The organism is Anaerovirgula multivorans (assembly GCF_900188145.1).
Classification (GTDB): domain Bacteria; phylum Bacillota; class Clostridia; order Peptostreptococcales; family Natronincolaceae; genus Anaerovirgula; species Anaerovirgula multivorans.
In genome coordinates, this window is the sequence record NZ_FZOJ01000006.1 from 179572 (window position 1) to 198525 (window position 18954).

At 33.2% G+C, this 18954-nt stretch carries 21 protein-coding genes and 1 riboswitch; of the genes, 6 read left to right on the forward strand and 15 right to left on the reverse strand.

Going from position 1 to position 18954, the window contains the following annotated elements; translation table 11 throughout:
* Positions 1-36: 36 nt before the first annotated feature.
* The 8 genes from deoC to CHB72_RS08470 form a co-directional block, all read right to left on the reverse strand.
* On the reverse strand, positions 37-705 hold the full coding sequence (deoC, locus tag CHB72_RS08435; protein ID WP_089282447.1) for a deoxyribose-phosphate aldolase: 669 nt from the start codon (positions 703-705) through the stop codon (positions 37-39).
* Positions 706-723: 18 nt separating this feature from the next.
* Positions 724-1302 carry a phosphate propanoyltransferase gene (gene pduL, locus CHB72_RS08440; RefSeq protein WP_089282448.1) on the reverse strand — a complete coding sequence of 193 codons (579 nt, stop codon included), beginning with the start codon at positions 1300-1302 and terminating at the stop codon, positions 724-726.
* Between the two features lie 233 nt (positions 1303-1535).
* Positions 1536-2543: a restriction endonuclease gene (locus CHB72_RS08445; protein WP_089282449.1), complete on the reverse strand. Its 1008-nt coding sequence runs from the start codon at positions 2541-2543 to the stop codon at positions 1536-1538.
* Between the two features lie 76 nt (positions 2544-2619).
* Positions 2620-2883, reverse strand: coding sequence for a YkuS family protein (locus CHB72_RS08450; RefSeq protein WP_089282450.1), 264 nt, complete (start codon positions 2881-2883; stop codon positions 2620-2622).
* 118 nt (positions 2884-3001) lie between these two features.
* A complete protein-coding gene (locus tag CHB72_RS26470) occupies positions 3002-3175 on the reverse strand; it encodes a hypothetical protein (RefSeq protein WP_089282451.1) in 174 nt (57 codons plus the stop codon).
* A 75-nt stretch (positions 3176-3250) separates the two neighbouring features.
* Complete coding sequence (gene hpt, locus CHB72_RS08460; protein ID WP_089282452.1) at positions 3251-3787, reverse strand: hypoxanthine phosphoribosyltransferase; 537 nt, start codon at positions 3785-3787, stop codon at positions 3251-3253.
* Between the two features lie 32 nt (positions 3788-3819).
* Positions 3820-4350, reverse strand: coding sequence for a cob(I)yrinic acid a,c-diamide adenosyltransferase (locus CHB72_RS08465; protein WP_089282453.1), 531 nt, complete (start codon positions 4348-4350; stop codon positions 3820-3822).
* Between the two features lie 146 nt (positions 4351-4496).
* Positions 4497-4913, reverse strand: coding sequence for a MaoC family dehydratase (locus CHB72_RS08470; protein WP_089282454.1), 417 nt, complete (start codon positions 4911-4913; stop codon positions 4497-4499).
* 451 nt (positions 4914-5364) lie between these two features.
* Here CHB72_RS08470 and CHB72_RS08475 point away from each other — a divergent pair, with 451 nt between their 5' ends.
* A complete protein-coding gene (locus CHB72_RS08475; RefSeq protein ID WP_089282455.1) occupies positions 5365-5985 on the forward strand; it encodes an NUDIX hydrolase in 621 nt (206 codons plus the stop codon).
* 16 nt (positions 5986-6001) lie between these two features.
* Here CHB72_RS08475 and CHB72_RS08480 read toward each other — a convergent pair whose 3' ends face one another.
* From CHB72_RS08480 to CHB72_RS08495, 4 genes are all read right to left on the reverse strand, one after another.
* Positions 6002-6502: a hypothetical protein gene (locus CHB72_RS08480; protein ID WP_089282456.1), complete on the reverse strand. Its 501-nt coding sequence runs from the start codon at positions 6500-6502 to the stop codon at positions 6002-6004.
* 51 nt (positions 6503-6553) lie between these two features.
* The gene (gene ccsB / locus CHB72_RS08485; protein WP_242975074.1) at positions 6554-7366 is read right to left on the reverse strand and encodes a c-type cytochrome biogenesis protein CcsB; all 813 of its coding nucleotides are present in this window, start codon (positions 7364-7366) and stop codon (positions 6554-6556) included.
* Between the two features lie 17 nt (positions 7367-7383).
* Positions 7384-8634, reverse strand: a complete 1251-nt coding sequence (locus tag CHB72_RS08490; protein ID WP_089282457.1) for a cytochrome c biogenesis protein ResB — start codon at positions 8632-8634, stop codon at positions 7384-7386.
* 86 nt (positions 8635-8720) lie between these two features.
* Positions 8721-9998 (reverse strand): ammonia-forming cytochrome c nitrite reductase subunit c552, encoded by a 1278-nt coding sequence (locus CHB72_RS08495; protein ID WP_089282458.1) that lies wholly within the window; start codon positions 9996-9998, stop codon positions 8721-8723.
* Between the two features lie 183 nt (positions 9999-10181).
* Between CHB72_RS08495 and CHB72_RS08500 the strand changes: the two genes are divergently transcribed.
* The 5 genes from CHB72_RS08500 to thiD all read left to right on the forward strand — a co-directional run bounded on the left by CHB72_RS08500 (position 10182) and on the right by thiD (position 15060).
* The gene (locus CHB72_RS08500; RefSeq protein WP_278277822.1) at positions 10182-11930 is read left to right on the forward strand and encodes a flavin monoamine oxidase family protein; all 1749 of its coding nucleotides are present in this window, start codon (positions 10182-10184) and stop codon (positions 11928-11930) included.
* A gap of 68 nt (positions 11931-11998) precedes the next feature.
* Positions 11999-12103, forward strand: a riboswitch (TPP riboswitch).
* An 89-nt stretch (positions 12104-12192) separates the two neighbouring features.
* The gene (gene thiM / locus CHB72_RS08505; RefSeq protein ID WP_089282459.1) at positions 12193-12993 is read left to right on the forward strand and encodes a hydroxyethylthiazole kinase; all 801 of its coding nucleotides are present in this window, start codon (positions 12193-12195) and stop codon (positions 12991-12993) included.
* The gene (gene thiE / locus CHB72_RS08510; protein ID WP_089282460.1) at positions 12984-13613 is read left to right on the forward strand and encodes a thiamine phosphate synthase; all 630 of its coding nucleotides are present in this window, start codon (positions 12984-12986) and stop codon (positions 13611-13613) included. The genes thiM and thiE overlap by 10 nt, the downstream gene beginning before the upstream one ends.
* A complete protein-coding gene (locus CHB72_RS08515) occupies positions 13595-14254 on the forward strand; it encodes an MtnX-like HAD-IB family phosphatase (protein ID WP_089282461.1) in 660 nt (219 codons plus the stop codon). The genes thiE and CHB72_RS08515 overlap by 19 nt, the downstream gene beginning before the upstream one ends.
* Complete coding sequence (gene thiD / locus CHB72_RS08520) at positions 14251-15060, forward strand: bifunctional hydroxymethylpyrimidine kinase/phosphomethylpyrimidine kinase (protein ID WP_089282462.1); 810 nt, start codon at positions 14251-14253, stop codon at positions 15058-15060. The genes CHB72_RS08515 and thiD overlap by 4 nt, the downstream gene beginning before the upstream one ends.
* Positions 15061-15301: 241 nt before the next feature.
* Here thiD and CHB72_RS08525 read toward each other — a convergent pair whose 3' ends face one another.
* From CHB72_RS08525 to rnhA, 3 genes are all read right to left on the reverse strand, one after another.
* Entirely contained in the window at positions 15302-16288 is a 987-nt protein-coding gene (locus CHB72_RS08525; RefSeq protein ID WP_089282463.1) for a sugar ABC transporter substrate-binding protein, read from the reverse strand.
* Between the two features lie 643 nt (positions 16289-16931).
* On the reverse strand, positions 16932-17984 hold the full coding sequence (locus CHB72_RS08530; RefSeq protein WP_089282464.1) for a LacI family DNA-binding transcriptional regulator: 1053 nt from the start codon (positions 17982-17984) through the stop codon (positions 16932-16934).
* A gap of 194 nt (positions 17985-18178) precedes the next feature.
* Complete coding sequence (gene rnhA / locus CHB72_RS08535) at positions 18179-18643, reverse strand: ribonuclease HI (RefSeq protein ID WP_089282465.1); 465 nt, start codon at positions 18641-18643, stop codon at positions 18179-18181.
* Positions 18644-18954 lie beyond the last annotated feature (311 nt).

An 18954-nucleotide genomic window follows, 5' to 3' on the forward strand; every position in this document is an offset into this window, starting at 1 on the left:
GAAATCCTATATTCCATAAATACAGGACTTCTTTTCTTAATATCCATTATCTTCTGATTCGATACCCTTGGCTATGTTAACAGAAGCACTAGCACCTAGTCTTGTGGCACCAGCATCAATCATTGCCTTTGCCTTTTGAAAATCTCTTATTCCACCTGAAGCTTTCACTCCTATGTTAGGTCCAACGGTTTCTCTCATTAATTTTATATCTTCTACCGTTGCACCTCCAGTGCTGAAGCCAGTAGACGTCTTAACATAATGAGCACCTGCTGCCTTAGCTATTTTGCAGGCCAATATTTTTTCTTCATCATTCAGAAGAGCTGTTTCAATGATAACCTTCACAATTACATCTTTACCCGCGGCTTTTACAACAGCTGCAATGTCCTTTTGGACGAAATTCTCATTCCTGCTCTTTAGAGCTCCTATGTTAATAACCATATCAATTTCATTAGCACCTTTTGAAACAGCATCTTTCGTCTCAAATCCCTTTGTTTCAATTGATGCAGCACCCAAAGGAAATCCTACTACTACTGCAATTTTTACGTTGCTTCCCTTTAATTGTTTAGCAACAAAATCTACATGACTACTATTCACACAAACAGAATAAAAGCCATATTCTTTAGCTTCCTCACATACTTTTCTTATATCAGACTGTGTAGCATCTGCATTTAAGATTGTATGATCTATGTATTGAGCTATATTCATATCAATTTTTCACCCATCTTATTTAATAATTAATTCAACCATTTCTCCATTTTTAACACCAGCTGCATTTCCTTCATCATTATCCACATGCATTTCTAGTGCAAATGTATGGTGTGCTCTTACCAGCACATTTTCAAAAACTATTGCTCTTTCTCCGCTTGTTCTTACCTTTACTCTTTGTTTATCTACTACACCAAATTTTTCTGCATCATCTGTATGCATATGAATATGTCTAGCAGCAGCTATAATGCCCTCTTTTAATTCAACTTCTCCTTGAGGGCCAACAATTTTTGCTCCTGGACTTCCTGCCACATCGCCTGAATCTCTAACCGGCGGTTTTACCCCTAAAGCAAATCCGTCAGCTAACGATATTTCAATTTGTGTGCTTGGTCTAGCTGGACCTAAAACACGGACACCCTTTAAAGTCCCCTTTGGGCCTACTATATCAACCTTTTCTACTGCTGCATATTGTCCAGGTTGAGATAAATCTTTAAATTTATTTAACTCATAGCCCTTGCCAAATAATGTTTCAATATCTTCTTGGCTTAAATGAAGATGACGATTTGATAATGCAATTGGCAACATTTTTTCGCTCATCATAATTCCTCCCAACATAATTATTGTTAATATTTTGTTGTACTCTGTGAAAGTGACTGACTCAAAAGTTATAAATCAAACTTGCACTCTGTATAAGTGATCAACACGAAAGTTACAAACTAAACTTTCGGTTGTCTACTTATGGTCATCTACTTTTGTATGTACAATCACTATTATACGGTTTTTAGTTAAAAAAATCAAATTTTTTATAGGTTTTCAACATATACAAAGCATTAAAGGTTTTGAAATAAACTTTCTATCTCTTCCCATTTTTCTTCTTGATTATTTTCTTTATTATGTATATGGAATATAAAAGTTATTATCGTCAAAAACATAGTAATACTAGCTACAACTATATAATATATCGTATATGGAATATATAATGAAGCTACCATAAGAAATATACTTAAAGTAAAATATCCTTTAATTTTTTTATTTGATAAAGCTGCTGCCTTATATCTTCCCCAGTTTTTCTTCCTTTTACTTATTTGATTTTCAATAGCTTCATCAATTTCTTGCTCCGATGGAAACATATCCTTCCCTTCTATAATCTTTAACAGTTTTTCTTTATTAATTAATATGATATTATAATTTTCATTTATTTGATTCAAATAATCATAACAATCTTTAGTAAAGTCAGATGTCGTAACAAAAATGCCTTTTTTTATATTTTCTCGTATTAACTGACATAAGAATTCTTTTAAATCTTTTAATTCTACATCAAAGTCATTTTTATAGGTATAACAGGAAAGCATAGTTTTATGATCATTATAATCTGCTATTAATACGATTGATTTATGATCATTGTTTATGTATTGTATTTCAGTGAAGCCTACTTTAGTAAAAATTGTTGTTATGTATTCCTTCATTTCATCAATCGTTTTATTTAAAATTTCTTTGTACACTCTTTGAGACGCAACAATTCTTCTTTTTTCTATTTTTAGTTCATTCAACTTTCCTCTTCGTATCTTTATTGAAATTGCATGATAAATACAGGATACCATTGTCGCCATCATTATTGCACTATAGATATTTGCATTTTTTAAAAAAAATAAAGTAAAGGTTATAAAAAAAATAAAACATCTCCATAAAACATAGTCGATTACTTTAGCTATATCATTTCTTTTGTCTTCTTGTGTACTGCTGTAGAAGGTCTTAAATCTTCTGCTGTTTGAACGATTTTTTTTAAAGTTCTTGTAAATTTCACTAAACTTTATTATCCATTTCTCTATTTTTTTCATATTTCACCGCTCCTCTATCATTAATTATTTCCAATAAAATCCATAGTATGCTTTTACTATGGATTTTATAAACCTTCTATTCTAATTCTTCAATCGTACTAACTAAATTATTGATATCTACTTCTTCTACATTAATCATCTTAACAAATTGATTATAGGATGGAACTCTTATTTCTCCTGTTGTATTGTGGGCAAGATAATCATTATTTCTATTTGAATAAATTATCACATCAATAGGCTCCTTTGCCTTATCTATCGTTGTAACTCTATATCCCTTTTCTCTTAATATTTTTGCAGCTTCATGCAATCCCTCTTGAACAGCTATTAATTTGCTTTTCATTATTATTATTCACCTCAATAGATTTTTAAAATGCTAGTTTACTATACACTTTATCCTTCCTAATTTTTCATAAATAAAACCTTCTTATCTTAAAATTAAGAAGGTTTTAAAAGTTATATTAGCCCATTGCTCTTTCTAACTTATCGAGATGTTGTAGAGGAAAATGTTTTAATAATTCTTTAAATTGATCTACAGTTAACCCTTGTGTCGTTGTGTATATCTGTATTTTACCGTCTACATCTGCATTGATAAAACGTTGTTTCACCTCTTGAAAATTTACAACTGCATTCATTATTAAATCCTCCTTAGCTATGGATTTAGTAATAGTATGGAGATTTTTTTCTAAAACTATACAAGGATTATTATACTATTCATAGATTTCATTTTTAAGAGTAGCAATATATGGTAAATTTCTATATTTTTCTGCATAATCAATACCATATCCAACGATAAATTCGTCTGGTATATCAAAGCCAATATAATCAATATCTAAACTGCATTTTCTTCTAGATGGCTTATCTAGTAGCGTGCATATTTTTAAGCTTGCCACTTTTCGTGACCTTAAGTTTTCTGTTATATATTTTAAAGTTAAACCAGTATCTATAATATCTTCAACAATAAGGACATGTTTATCTTCAATTTCTAGGTCTAAATCCTTTAAAATCCTCACAACTCCTGAAGTTTCTGTTGAATGTCCATAGCTAGACACTGCCATGAAATCAATATACAGAGGTACATTAATTTCTCTAATCAAATCTCCTAAAAAAACATTTGCTCCCTTTAATACTCCAATTACAACCATCTCTTTTCCAGCATAATCCTTTTCTATTTGTTGTCCTATTTCTTTTACTTTGCTTTGGATTTTTTCTTTCGTAAATAAGATTTCTTTAATATCATTTTTCATAAGTAAATCTCAACTCCTTTTCATAAGATTCGCTACTTTTTAAACTCTACATATTTTAAATCAGTTTCCAAATACCTTGCAAGAGTATAAATCACATCAGATAATCGATTTATATATTTAATTAACATAGGATTAATCGTTTCTTCTCTATTTAAGGTTAATATTCTTCTCTCAGCTCTTCTACATACTGTTCGTGCAACATGTAAACTAGCTGCTGCTTTATTACTTCCTGGAATAATAAATGCGTTTACCTGTTCTATTTTTTCTAAATATTCATCTATAATTTCTTCTAAAAACTCAACATGTCTCTTTTCTATTTTTTCCGGAAATTTTTCTTGATCTGATGTTGCTAATTCACCTGCCACATCAAATAATTCTCTCTGTATTCTATAAATAATCTCAACAATTTTATCTTGTGCAATAAAATTTCGTGCAAAGCCTAATGTAGAGTTCAGCTCATCAATCGTTCCATAGCTTTCTACTCTAATATCATCCTTTTTTACTCTTTTTCCATCATACAAACTAGTTTCTCCACCATCACCTGTTTTGGTATAAATTTTCATATGCATCCTCCTCATAAAAATTTATTTACTATATATATCCATACCGTATTCTATTTTCTATATGCGACTATATGTTCGTTAAAATAAATTTGAACGCATGAAGAAGGCCTAGACAAATCTAGGCAGTTCTTAATAGATTTATAATTCTATTTTGGAGGCATTACAGTAGCAATGCCCTCTAACACTACAACTCCCTCTTGATTTGTGCAAGTAGTCTTCAGTTTGATACGATTGCGTTCTTCATTCTTTTCTAAAACCTCTGCTTCAGCTTTAATGGTATCGCCAAATCTAACAGGTACTAAAAACTTTAACTCCTGTCCTAAATAAATTGTTCCTGGGCCAGGAAGATACATGCCTAGGACGGTTGATATTAAACCTGCTATCAACATTCCATGAGCTATTCTTCCTTTAAACATTGATTTTTCTGCTGCTGGCTGGTTAATATGGGCTGGATTTAGGTCACCAGTGATCCCAGCATATAAATATACATCAGTTTCAGTAATCGTCTTTTCAAAATTAGCTTTATCCCCGATATTAAGCTCAGCTATTTTTTTCCCAATCATATAAAATCCTCCTTTAAATAATTAGTCAATTTTTAATCATGTTCTTTTATGGGTAACCAACTACAGAACTTAAGCAGATGACTGTAATCTATGATTTCATGTCAGTCGCTTATACAAGGTGAAATTTTGATATATTAAGGGCTACATTTGCAACTCATGGTTTTGGGCGAAATCGTAGACCGTGTATATCAAAAGTAGATGACCCAAATCTTTGATTTGCTGTCAGTCACTTTCACAGAGTGCAATTAAAGTTTAAAATTGGTTATCTATATAAGTCCTTAATGAATTTATTATATACTTTCTACATTTCTAAGTCTTTTCCTCTAACCATATAAATTAAATATAGAGAATAGATACCCTATTAATACTTTGAATATGTTTAATGAATATGATACTCTTATATGGTAGAGTTATTTAATTACTACAAAATATGATTGAGGTGCAATTAGATATGAAACATAAAAAAATTATAGAAGCTTTTCAAAATAATGACAAAAAATCTCCCCACACCTTTTTAAGATCATCTGTTCTAATTCCTATTATCGATGTGGATAATGAACCTCATATATTGTTTGAAGTGCGTTCTCATCAGCTAAAAAGTCAACCTGGTGAGATATGCTTTCCAGGAGGAAAAGTTGATGATAACGAAACGCTTCAACAATCAGCAATAAGAGAGACTGTAGAAGAATTGAATATTTCAGCTGATAATATTCAACTTATTGGAAACTTGGATCCTATTGCTACCACCTTTAATATGATTGTTTATCCCTTTTGTGCTATTCTTCATAATGTAAAACTAGAAGATATTCGTTATAGTATAGATGAAGTTGATTCCATTTTTGCTGTTCCTCTTAAAGAGTTAGTGACACAAAAACCTTTAGTGCATAGATTAAAGGTCAACACAATTCCAGATGAAGATTTTCCTTTTCATCTTATTCAACAGGGAAAAGACTATAGTTGGAGGGTGAATGACTATTATGTATACTTTTATAAATATAAAGATTATGTTATATGGGGTATCACAGCCAAAATGCTAAAAAACTTTTTAGATATCATATCAAATGAATACTAAATAAACTCAGCACCTGTTATTCTGCTCCGACAGGTGCTGTTGCAATATTTGCCTTAAAAAGAGTTTGTAATTCCTGTGCAATCCTAGTGTTTATTACGAAGTAATAGCCTTCAATATATATATAATTATTATTCATCAAACCATAAATATCCTCACTATCAGAAAAATAAAAGTTGATTGGGCCAATAACCTGACTCTGCTGATTAGCAATTAGTTCTTTTTCAATCTTATATGTAAAAAAGCTATCCACTAAGTTAGATATTTTTTCTTTTTCCTGTAGCATGCCCATTGTTTGATTTTCTGTATTTTTCAGTTCTATAGCCACAGCCATCATTAATCTTTCTTTTAGTTGTTCACTATCTGAAAATTGATTTGTATCTACAATAATAGAATAATTAATATCCTCAATTGTGTCATTGATATCTGCATTATCATTTGTATCTGGAACTCTTTCTGTAGAACAACCAATTAGAGAAAGCATTATGATCACTGTTATTAATAATACTTTTATCCTCATTGCCTTCACCTTCCTCAATTATTTCCTCTATTATATCATAGATTGTCAATATTATGCATAAGAATGATAACCAACTAACAACGTGTTCACGCCTATATAGGTGAAAAGAATAGCTAAAAAGCCCAGTACAGCGAACCATGCAGCCTTCTTATCCTTCCACCCTTTCGTCAATCTAACATGTAGATAAATGGAGTAAATAACCCATGTAATAAATGACCATGTTTCCTTTGGATCCCATTGCCAATATCTCCCCCATGCCTTTTCTGCCCATATGGCTCCACTGATAATCACCACAGTTAGCATAACGAATCCTAATGCTATGGCTCGATAACTTATTAAATCCAGTTTTTCAAAACTAGGCATATAATTAGCAAGAAAAGCATCCTGTTTAAATCTATCTCGAATTAAATACATAATAGATACACCACATGCGATAGCAAAAGCTCCATAGCTGAAAATTGCAGTACTCACATGTATTGTAATCCAATTGCTTTGTAGAGCTGGCATTAAAGGTCTTATTTCTCTTGATTGTAGTGCAGCATAAAAGGCCACCAATAGTAATAAGGGAGTAACAAAGGTGCCTAATGCTTTGAATCTATATTTCCATTCAAATCCTACAAAACTTACTGCAATCCCCCATGCAAAGCTTGTTGCAAATTCATATTGATTGGCTAAGGGTAATCTACTAGCTTCAGCTGCTCGTGTAGTTAAAGCGATGGTATGAAAAACAATGCCTACCTTGACCAACAAACTTCCATAGTTAGAAAATTTTTCTTTCCTAAACATAAAAAAAGTAAAGTAACACACCATCGATAGACTATACAATATTAAAGTAATGATAAAGCTATATCTTTCATCAAACACAATATTCCTCCTTTGGCTTAAGTATTCAGCAGATGATTTATATTGTTTCCAAAAACTTCAATGTGTTTTCCTGCCTCTGTAATAATTATTTCCTTTGGCTTTATATAAAAGCATAGAATTAACCCAAGTAAGATAAGTACCGCACCGATAATTGCCCCTATCTTACCCTTCATTTTATTCACTTGAAAATAAGTATACATCTGAGGATTTTCAAAAACAAATGTATAGTCATACCAGTGAATATTTTCATCTATTGAGGCTATATTCATAGCTACCCGTTGCCCCATAAAAAATATAGTATATAACACTTTAGGATTATTTGAGTGGTTAGAACTACTATATATGCCATTCTCAGTTGATATAAAGTCTGGATAGAACTTGGTAAACTGAATTGCAACAGGTCCTCTTTCGTCTGAAATAGTCGTTGCTTCATAAAAGATATCCTCCTTTAATAATTGATCATTAGCATATATCTTTATATCAGCAGCCCAACCAGTAGCAGTCTGATAAATAGCATATCCATCATGTCGCATTGGGTTGTTTACAAAAATATCTTCTGCCTTTAAAATGTCTCCCCCATTGTTTTTCAAATTAACATGAGAAAGATATTGTTCTATAGAACCATCCTCACGATATTGTATGTTAAAGTCATTGATTTCTAAGCTGTAATTTGTACCTAATACTTCCTTAGCCTCTCCCGGAACCCCATATACATGAGTTGAAAAAAAAGTGTATTGTCCATATCCATAAAAAACGATTACCAAAAGTACCCCTACATGAATAAACCATGAGCCTAAATATCCCATTTGATTCTTTTTGCCATAGTATACTGTTCTATTATTAACTTTTTCCATTTTATTCAAACTTTCAAATCCATATTTTCTATATATTTCTCCAATTACAGCTGTTTTTTTGTCTTCTTCTACCTTTTGTGCAGAAATATTTCTCATCTTTTTAACATCGGGCACTTCAAAAATTTTATTAAATGTTTTATTGAATCTAGTTATACTACATAACAATAGATTTAAACACAATGTTCCAAATAAAATGCTAAAATATAAAGAATGATATAGATCATTAAACCTTAATACTAGTATTGTCTTCGCTACAATACTAGTATAATTGTTCTGGTAAAATGCGATATCTCTTCCTTGAGGTATAAAAGATCCCACAACTGAAAGAAATCCTAGAACCCCTAGTAATATTAACCCAAATCTCATAGACTTAAAAAAAGACCTTATATTTATTAAACCTACTTTATTTTGCATTACATCACATCCTCTATTTTACTAAGTAATGAAACTACCACTATCTTTATACTGCTTAGATAGTGGTAGATAATTTATAAATCTTTCTACTGTTGTTCTGCTAAAATGTCCAATGCCTGTTGTGCAAATTCCTTAGCTTCCTCTAAAGCTTTCCTGGCTTTTTCCCAATGGTGGAAACCTGTACTGTTTTCTACCATTACGAAATCCCAACGATATTGGGCCTTTCTATGCAAATCCCATAATTCTTCTACAGTAGCTTCCTCTAGGTCCCTTTCCTCCAGTGCAGCTGCAAAATCTTCTACAAGTTCTACGATCATACCACTGACCTCTACTTGCATGTCATCAATTTCTCGCTGAATTTCTTCCGTCTGTGCTATAATGGCTTCTCCATCCTTATGACATCCTCCACAGGATTCTTCAACGGTTTTAAGTGGACTCTTGGCCCAATGGGATCGATAGGTTTCTCCCTCTTCCTCAACTGTCGGCATGTGACAATCTGCACAGCTAACACCCATCCTATCGTGAATACTTCCCGTATACATTTCAAATTCTGGATGCTGTACTTTAATAAGAGGCGTTCCAGTTCTGGGATGCTTCCAATCATAAAAACCTCTTTCTTCAAAATAGGCTTCTATATCTTCTATTTCTATACCATTGTCCCATGGCAAAACAACTTCCTTTGTATCTGGGTTAAAATAGTATTCAACATGGCATTGAGCACAGGCTAAAGTACCTGCAGGTGGTTCCTGCTCTAATTTTGTTAAACCTACCGCAAGGTGAGGAGCAGTAACTTGTATATTTTGTCCAGGTTCATTCCTATGACAATTGTAGCAGCTAATAGAATTTTCTATTCCTTGAACTGTTTCATGAAAATCTAGTGCAAACATATCTTCTCCATGTTCTACAAACAATTTCTCATAGTCTGCTGTCTTACATGCCAAGCAGGAAGCCCCTGGCTTCGGTCTCTCTGTATTGATTACGTCCTCTAGGGAGTAATAATGGCCTCTCGCTGCATAATACTCTTTTGAAAACCCTATTCCATCATAGAGTATTTTTATATTGGGATACTTTTCTAGATAATCAACAGGGTGTAGACCCCCTAAAGTACTGTCCTCAACAGTAAAATCCCCCATTCTTGATGTTCTAATAAAGGATTCATAAATCATTGGATACTCCTCTTCCCAATGGGCAGCATCCAAAATCATATCCTCTGGTGCGGGGATCTCTCCTAATGGTATTTGTAGTCCTTCACCTGGTTCTTCTGCTTGTGGCGGTCCTTCCTCTTGTCTAGCACATCCTACATTAATGGTTATTATTGCTATTATAGTCAAACAAATCACTATCCAACTAATGTTTTTCTTCATTCTCCATTCTCCCTTCTTATTACTTCAATCCTTAGTTTAGTATTTGTCAAATTTTCAAATCTTATAATTTTTTTCTTTCTAAATAAAGATTTATTCGTCTTCTGTAACAAATATGTGCAAATATATAAAAGACTTTTCACATATAAATTAATAATCATTGATGAAATTAAAGGAGGTAATAATGTGATTATTCCATCACAACCTAGAAACCCTAGTGCTAAAGAACGACTTGAGATGATGGCCTTTGCCCTCGAGTCAGAAAACCGTATTGAAGACCTTGATAACATTGTAGAATTACTTGCTCCGCCACAGGATATTCTCACCATTGCACCGCCTGGCTCTTGTAAAAATGTCAGGGTAGCAGTTTTAGGAGGCGGTTTGGCTGGTTTATCGGCAGCTTTTGAGTTAAGAAAATTAGGATTTCATACAACGATATTTGAAGCCAATGAACAAAGGATTGGAGGCCGGGTCTATACCCATTACTTTGATCAGCAAAGACAATTATACGGTGAATTAGGGGCCATGCGTTTTCCAGTAAGTCACAACACCACATGGCATTATATTGATCTTTTCAAATTGAACACTCGCCCCTTTATACAAACAAATGAAAACGCCTTCATCTATGTACGAGGAGTAAGGGTTCGAAATGATCCTGGAGGTAAAAATGTTCAAAAATACATATATCCTAAGTTCAACATGACCCCCGAAGAAAAAGATTTATCATGGCAAGAATTAGAAAACATCGCTTTTTTTGAACCTCTTTTAGCTATTCCTTCGGAAATAAGAAAGCAAATATTAGAAATTAGAGATATTTATAGTCCTCAGATCAACATGTCGGACTTTTTCAATATTCGCCAAAGCATGGAGAAAGCTGGTTTAAGTGATGGTGCTATAGCTATGCTCAGCAATGTTAACCCCTCTACAGGTTCCTTTTTTTACTATAGCTTTTTCGAAATATTAATGGAGATATATGGAATTAACTTTTCATTTATGTATGAAATACCTGGAGGAATGGCAAAGTTTCCAGAAGCATTTCTTGATTCTTTCCAACAAGATTGTCCTAAAAACTATTATCCTGATATTTATCCTAATCATCTAGGAGACATTGATTTAAGAATGGGCCATGCAATTATGGGTCTAGGTCAATACAGAGAAGATGGTGCTGTTACAGTTCACTATAAGAAAAAAGACTGTCCAGAAATTCATCAGGAGGACTTTGACTATGTTATTTGCACCCTACCTTTTTCTAGTGTAAGACGTTTGCGGCTGGATCCGTTATTTAGCAGTAGAAAAATGCAAGCGATTAGAATTTTATCTTATATATCATCACAAAAAACTGCTTGCTTATTTAATCAACGTTTTTGGGAAATAGGAGGACCGGATGAACGAATTATCGGTGGTAGTTCATCAACAGATTTACCAATTAGTAGTATTTGGTACCCTTCTGATGACGGCAAATTCATTGGAGATGAAGAATATGATTATAGAAAAAGCTACCGCGATTCTTATGGATGCACATGGGATTTGAACACTAAAGCAAACCCCAATCTTCCTGGAGTATTACTAGCCTCCTATAACTGGGGACAGGATGCTGTGCGGCTTGGTAACGAACCAAATCCACTAAGGATTTACGATATAAAAAGACAGGTTGAAGAAGTACACGGTCTCTATCCAGGAAGCCTTGATCCTCTATTAAAGGACTATAAAACTGTACATTGGAATACTGAACCATGGTTTTGGGGAGCATTTTCCTTCCTTTCCCCTAGTGAGCATCGATTATTTTCAAAGGTATCAATAGAACCTGAATATAAAAGTAGAGTTTTCTTCGCTGGAGAACATGTTTCTACTGCAAGAGCATGGATGCAAGGGTCGTTGCAAACCGGCATGATAGCTGCTAATGGAGTAGCAAAAATGTGTAGAAAAATGCTTTAGCGGCTATTTTCTATTCCTTCAGTTGACATAGTGAAGTTAGCAATGCTATACTAAAACAAAATGAATAGTATCATTGGCAGGGGTGCCCTTTGGGCTGAGAAATGAAGATTTTTTCATTAACCCTTGAACCTGATGTGGATCATGCCACCGGAGGGAGCTGATAATGAGTCTTTATAAATTAGTTGTTGATAATTAAAAGATTTTTCTATACCTCCCAGTACAGTGGGAGGTATTTTTTATCTAAAAATAAGGAGGCAATAAAATGAAAGAATTAGCTATGAGTTTAAGTAAAGTTAAGGAAAAAACCCCGTTAATACAAGCAATTACTAACTATGTTACCATCAATGATTGTGCAAATATTTTATTGGCAATAGGCGCTTCACCTGCCATGTGCGAAGCAACGGATGAAGCCTATGAATTTAGTCAAATCTCCAATGCTGTTTATTTAAATATTGGCACCTTTACAAAAGAACAAGAATTAGCAATGCCTTTGGCAGTTAAAGGGGCGGATGAAAAAAAAATTCCTGTAGTACTAGACCCTGTAGGTTGTGGTGCTATACCAAGAAGAATTGACTACATAAACAAGTTAAGGAAATTTGGAAAAATTCATGTCATAAAAGGAAATTTAGGAGAAATCAAGTCTCTTTTAGGTGTAGATAGTAAAGTTAGAGGTGTAGATTCAATTGACGATGGAACAGATGGCGTTGAGGTATGTAAGCGATTGGCAAAAAAATGGAGCTGTATTGTAGCAGCTACTGGAAAAACCGATATCATTACCGATGGAGAAAAGGTTTGTCTTGTTAATAATGGTACAGAAATGCTTACAAAAATTACAGGAGCTGGTTGTATGGTAGGTGCTCTTACTGCAGGCTTCTGCGGTGCTAATGATGATTTGCTAATAGCTACAGCAGCTAGTCATTTAGTTATGTCTTTAGCAGGTGAAAAAGCTGTAAAAGCTAAAGAAGGTAATTTGCCTGGTACCTTTAGAATGAAATTATTTGATGAAATCTATCAAATAGATGAAGCGGCTATTGAACAAGGAGGTAATATAGAATGGCTATAGATTATAGCTTATATCTAATCACTGATCGTTTATTAGTAGGAGATAAGGACTTTTTTGATGCCATTACTTACGCCTTAAACGGTGGAGTAACACTGCTGCAGGTTAGAGAAAAGAATATCGATTCTAAAAATTTTTATAACATTGCTTTAAAACTAAAGCAAATTGCGAGAGAATTTAATGTCCCTTTGATTGTTAACGATCGATTAGATATTGCTTTAGCTATAGATGCTGATGGACTTCATATCGGACAAAACGATCTCCCTATTGATGTAGTAAGAAGTATACTTGGGAAAGATAAGATTCTGGGCTACTCAGCTTCAAATGTAGAAGAAGCCCTTTATGGAGAAAAGATGGGGGCTGATTATATAGGAGCTGGCGCTGTATTTGCCACTGGCAGTAAGCTAGATGCTGGTGATGCTATTGGTTTAAAAGGGTTGAAAGAAATTGTAGAGCATGTTCACATACCTGTAGTTGGTATTGGCGGCATATCTATCAATAACCTATCAGAAATAAAAGCTGTGGGTGCTGAAGGTATCTCCCTTATATCAGGAATACTATCCCAAAAGGATACTTATAAAGCTGCAAAGGAGTTAATCCAACAATGGAAAAAGAAAAGCTAGTATTTTTTGTGGATTTTGATGGTACCATCACAAAAAGAGATGTCTGTGAGGCTATCGTTACTGAGCTTGCATCAGAGGGTTGGATAGAAATCAACGATCAATGGGAAAACAAACAATTATCCACTTTAGAGTGTGCTAGAGAAACCTTTAAGCTTTTTAAAAGAAAAGATTCTCTAGCTTTTAAAGAAATTGCAGATATGATAGAAATTGATGATGAATTCCTTGTTTTCGTAGATTATTGTAAAAATCAAGGATATCCTATTTATATTCTAAGCGATGGCTATGATTATTATATTGATTATATTTTAAAAAGAGAAGGTCTTTCCCTTCCCTACTACGCCAACAAATTAATATTTTCTTCAGAAATAGAGATTCAAGTACCTTATCAATCAGATCATTGTGATTTATGTGGTGTATGCAAAACAGAATTAATGTTAGAGCTAAAAAAAACCTTTCAAAAGTCAATATATATCGGTGATGGTTCATCAGATTTCTGTCCTGCTGAAAAAGCAGATTATGTATTTGCCAAAAAAAAGCTCTATGATTACTGTGTATCTCTGGGAAGACAGGTTGATAAGTTTGAGAGCTTTCATGATATACTAGAAAGACTATACTATTGGGAAAAGGAGATAACCAAATGAAGCATTTATTAACAATTGCTGGTTCCGATTGTAGTGGTGGCGCTGGTATACAGGCGGACCTTAAGACCTTTTCAGCACTTGGAACTTATGGAATGAGTGTGATCACTGCAATTACTGCTCAAAATACACAGGGAGTAGATGCTGTTGTTGAAATAGATAAATCTATGGTACAGGCACAAATTGATGCTATTTTTAAAGATATTGTTGTCGATGCGGTAAAAATCGGTATGGTGTCAAATTCTGAGATTATCAAACAGATTCGATATTCGCTAGAGATGTGGCAAGTTCCCTTTGTGGTGGTAGATCCAGTTATGGTATCTAAAAGCGGTCATCATTTACTTCAACCAGAGGCAAAGGATGCCCTTATTCGAGAACTTTTGCCTATAGCCACTATAGTAACGCCTAACATTCCAGAAGCCGAAGTGATACTCAATAGACAAATAGTAACAGTAGATGATATGGAAGCAGCAGCAAGGGATATCTATGAGTTAGGGCCTAAGAGCATACTAGTCAAAGGAGGTCATTTAGAAGGAGATGCTATTGATGTGTTTTATGATGGCACTACAATCAACCGAATATCTTCTCCAAGGATTCATAAGAATAATACCCATGGCACTGGTTGTACTTTATCTTCAGCCATTGCCTCCTATCTAGCTTTAGGCTATGACCTTACCCCTGCAATCTCTAAATCTAAAGATTATGTTACAAAGGCCATTGATTCCGGATTAGAAATAGGTAAAGGTGTTGGACCCTTACATCATTTTCATCACATATTCCCATTAGAAGATCATTATAATAACAAATAGTTATATAAAAGCAGGAAGATTTTAATCTTTCTGCTTATTTTTGTATCAAGAAAACACCCCCATTTGCATTGCAAATGGGGGTGTTTTTACTATATAGGGGAGATTTTATTATGTTAGAAAGTCTTTTATATAGTTTTAAATGTTTCCCTGAAGCCCTATTTCATGTTTATTACAAGTATATGGGCAATTTCGGTATTGTTATAGATTTTTAAGTAAGATAACTTACTATTTCAAATTATTTTTATTGCCACTTTGCAATATATTCATCTACTTGATCAGGTAATACTAATTGATAATCAATCCATACTACATCTTCCACGGATTCACCTTTAGCGATTTTTACAGCTGCTTCCATCGCTCCACCACCTTGTCCATTTGCATCTTGGAATACCGTTATATCTAATTTATCGTCCTTCATAAATTCCAGTGCATCAGGTGAGGCATCAATACCAGCAACAAATACCTCATCTAATTTTCCTGCTTGCTCCAATGCCATAATAGCTCCAATTGCCATTTCATCATTATTAGATGCAACCCCATGGATTTCTAAACCAGCTTGAATCCAGTTCTCCATTATATCCAAGCCCAGTGATCTTTGCCATTTACCTGTTTGTTCTGCTATAACTTTGATATCAGGGTATTTTTCTGCTATAACCTGCTTAACACCTTCTGTTCTCATTCTTGCTGCCTCGTGACTTGATTCTCCTTGTAATATTACAATATTGCCCTGACCACCCATCAGTTCACCTAATGCTTCCATCTGCAGAATACCTGCGATAATACTATCGGAACCAACATAAGAGGTAGCATCCTCTTGATTTTGGAAAGGTCTGTTTACACTGATTAACGGCATACCTTCTCTTTTAGCTAAATCTGTCAATGGACCTGAAGCTTCGGTATCTACGGGATTTATTACTACTGCATCAAATCCTTGTGCAATAAAGTTCTCTAACTGTCCTAACTGTACATTCGGGTCATTTTTAGAATCTACATATGATATTTCAATATTGCTATCTCCCAATGAAGCCTCATACTTTTTCATTCCATCCAGCATATAAGTTAACCACACGTCATCAAAGGTAGAAATTGCTACACCAATTCTAATTTTGCCATTCTCCTCTTCAGTAGACCCACCTTCAGTAGCAGCTGGTTTTTGACCACATCCTACAACCATAGTGATGCTTAATACTAAAACCAATAATAATGCTAATACTTTTTTTAGATTCATACTTCTTCCCCCTTAAATTCTTTATTAATATTTATATAAGCTTAATTTCTCTATGAAAGATACAATTAAGAAATTAAGTTTATATCCTTTAAATTTCGAAGAAAGCGGACTTTTGTAGGAAAACAAGCATTTTTAACGTTCATTTCATGCAACCGTTTGCATAAAACTTGAAAAATATCCTATGTTGCATTTTTTTCAAATTTATATTGCATATTGAGCTTTTATTTGCAATCTCTCACACAAACCTATAGCGCCTTATTATATGCGATGATTTTGTACTGGCTATCTTTACCTTCACATCTAAACAACCCTAAATTATACTCGTATTTTATGCAATGGTTTGCATCGAGGGCTTCAATTTAATAATTTTTACTGTTTCCTTCTTTCAAAAATTTCATCATACCCTCTAGATAATTCATAATATCATGTTATGTAAGATTCAACAGTGTTAATCAGTTGTAGTTTTCATAATGTTTGCGTTTTTCTGAATTTATTTATGAAATAATATTATCATATGAATTTTTATTTGTAAACAATAAATAATAATTTAACAGAATTTTTAATCTTTTATATCTACTTTCCACATAAGAATTTTACGATACTTTTCTTATATAATTCAATTTAAGCCTGATACACTCCGTACTTAAATCGTTACTTCTATTTGCTCAAAAGCGCCGCAGGATTCTCTTACTATCAAATTGGGTTGAAGAACAATTCTTCTTCTTACTGATGATTCTTTATTGCTTAACAAGCTAACCAATCGTTCGCAAGTCAACATAGCAATTTCCTTTGTTGGTTGATGAATAGTTGTAAGATAAGGCTTATAATATGTAGCGAACTCAATATTGTCATAGCCTACTACTGCTATATCCTCAGGGACTCTAATTTTTAACTCTTTTAATGCACGGATAACCCCAAGTGCCATCAAATCATTTTGGGAAAATATTGCAGTTGCATTTTTTACTATATCAATATTATCCATTACAATTTGATAACCTGAGTTAAAGCTGGTATCTCCTAATATTAGCATTTTTTCATCAAAAGCAATGCCATGATTACTTAAAGCAGCTTTATACCCTTCACTTCTTAAATTAAACTCTCCTCCGATTATATCTGCCGATATAGACATAATGTTACGGTGTCCCAGTTTTATTAAATGCTCTGTAGCTAAATATCCTCCTTGAAAATGATCTATATAAACAACATCTATATCCTTTTCTGCACCATCAATGTCTGGAATATATTTCAAAAACACAAAGGGTTTATTACTCCTTTTTAAAAGCTCTAGGGTCTCGATATCAAATATTGGTTGTATAATTATAAGTCCATCTACTTTTTTCCCTGAAATTAATTTCCTAATATTGTTTTGGCCCGTATACTTATTTTCAAAATAAGAAACAATGATATCTAAGTTTTCTTTTTCTAATTGATCTCTCAATTCATTATGCCAAGAAGTAAAGTGAAGATTATAACTAAAATCTACAGAATTATTTGGATAAATGATACCTATTGTACCTGTTTTACTAGTAATTAAACTTCTAGCATTTGCATTAAATTCAAAACCAAGTTCTTCAGCAATTTTCTTTATTCTTTTTTTAGTTTTATCCGGGATTAGATCACTGTCATTCAAACTACGTGAGACAGTAGCTTGACTTACTCCTGCACTTTTAGCTATGTCTGCTAGTGTAACCGCCATAAACCTCATCCTTTACTTTCTAAAGTTTCTGCATTTAGCACATTTTTCATCATAGTGCAATCGTTTGCACTTTATATTATCATATAATATTGCAACTTAATTGTAAAGTTTTTTTAAGCAATTCCGACTTTTTTCTTACAAGTCTACAACTGGATTGCTTTTTTTAATCCTTTAGTGCTACTATTAAAACCTTCTTATTCTTCGGACAAGCCTTTAATATATTCATCCATAGCTTCATTTGCTAACTGATCACACCTATTATTATATTCATTGTCCGAATGTCCCTTAACTTTTATAAATTTTACATGATGATACCGAAGCAGTTCAATAAGCTTCAACCATAATTCTTTATTCTTCACTGGCTGTTTATTTGCTGTTTTCCAATCTTTTTTCAACCAATTCTCAATCCAGTTTTGATTAATAGCATTAACTACATATGCAGAATCGCTGTATATTTCCACGTTACATGCTTCAGTTAACATATCAAGAGCATCTATAACAGCAGATAACTCCATTTTGTTGTTAGTAGTATTGGAAAATGCTTTTTTTATTTCCTTTTTATTATTCTTATACATTAATACAATTCCATACCCGCCTAGAGCATTTTCTTTACCATTACCTCTACATGCTCCATCAGTGTAAATAGTAATATTTTTCACAAAACCCCTCCTTCTGATGTCCCATGATATCATTATTATCTTTACCTATTTTTACTCAATTAGGGTGTTATATATATCATGTCCTTTAGTCATCCCTTCCATTATATTCTCTATCAGTTCTCTTTTGTCCTTCTTTTATTAATAAATGTCATTTGATCCTTTTACCCATGTATAAAATTCTAATATTTGGAGAATATACTATTAATGAGAATGTGATGTTCAGGTATTTTAGTCCCCCTTTAATCCTGATTAAACATCATGTTCTCATTTATTTTTTATGCAAATGCGAACATAGAAAAATCCACTCTTTG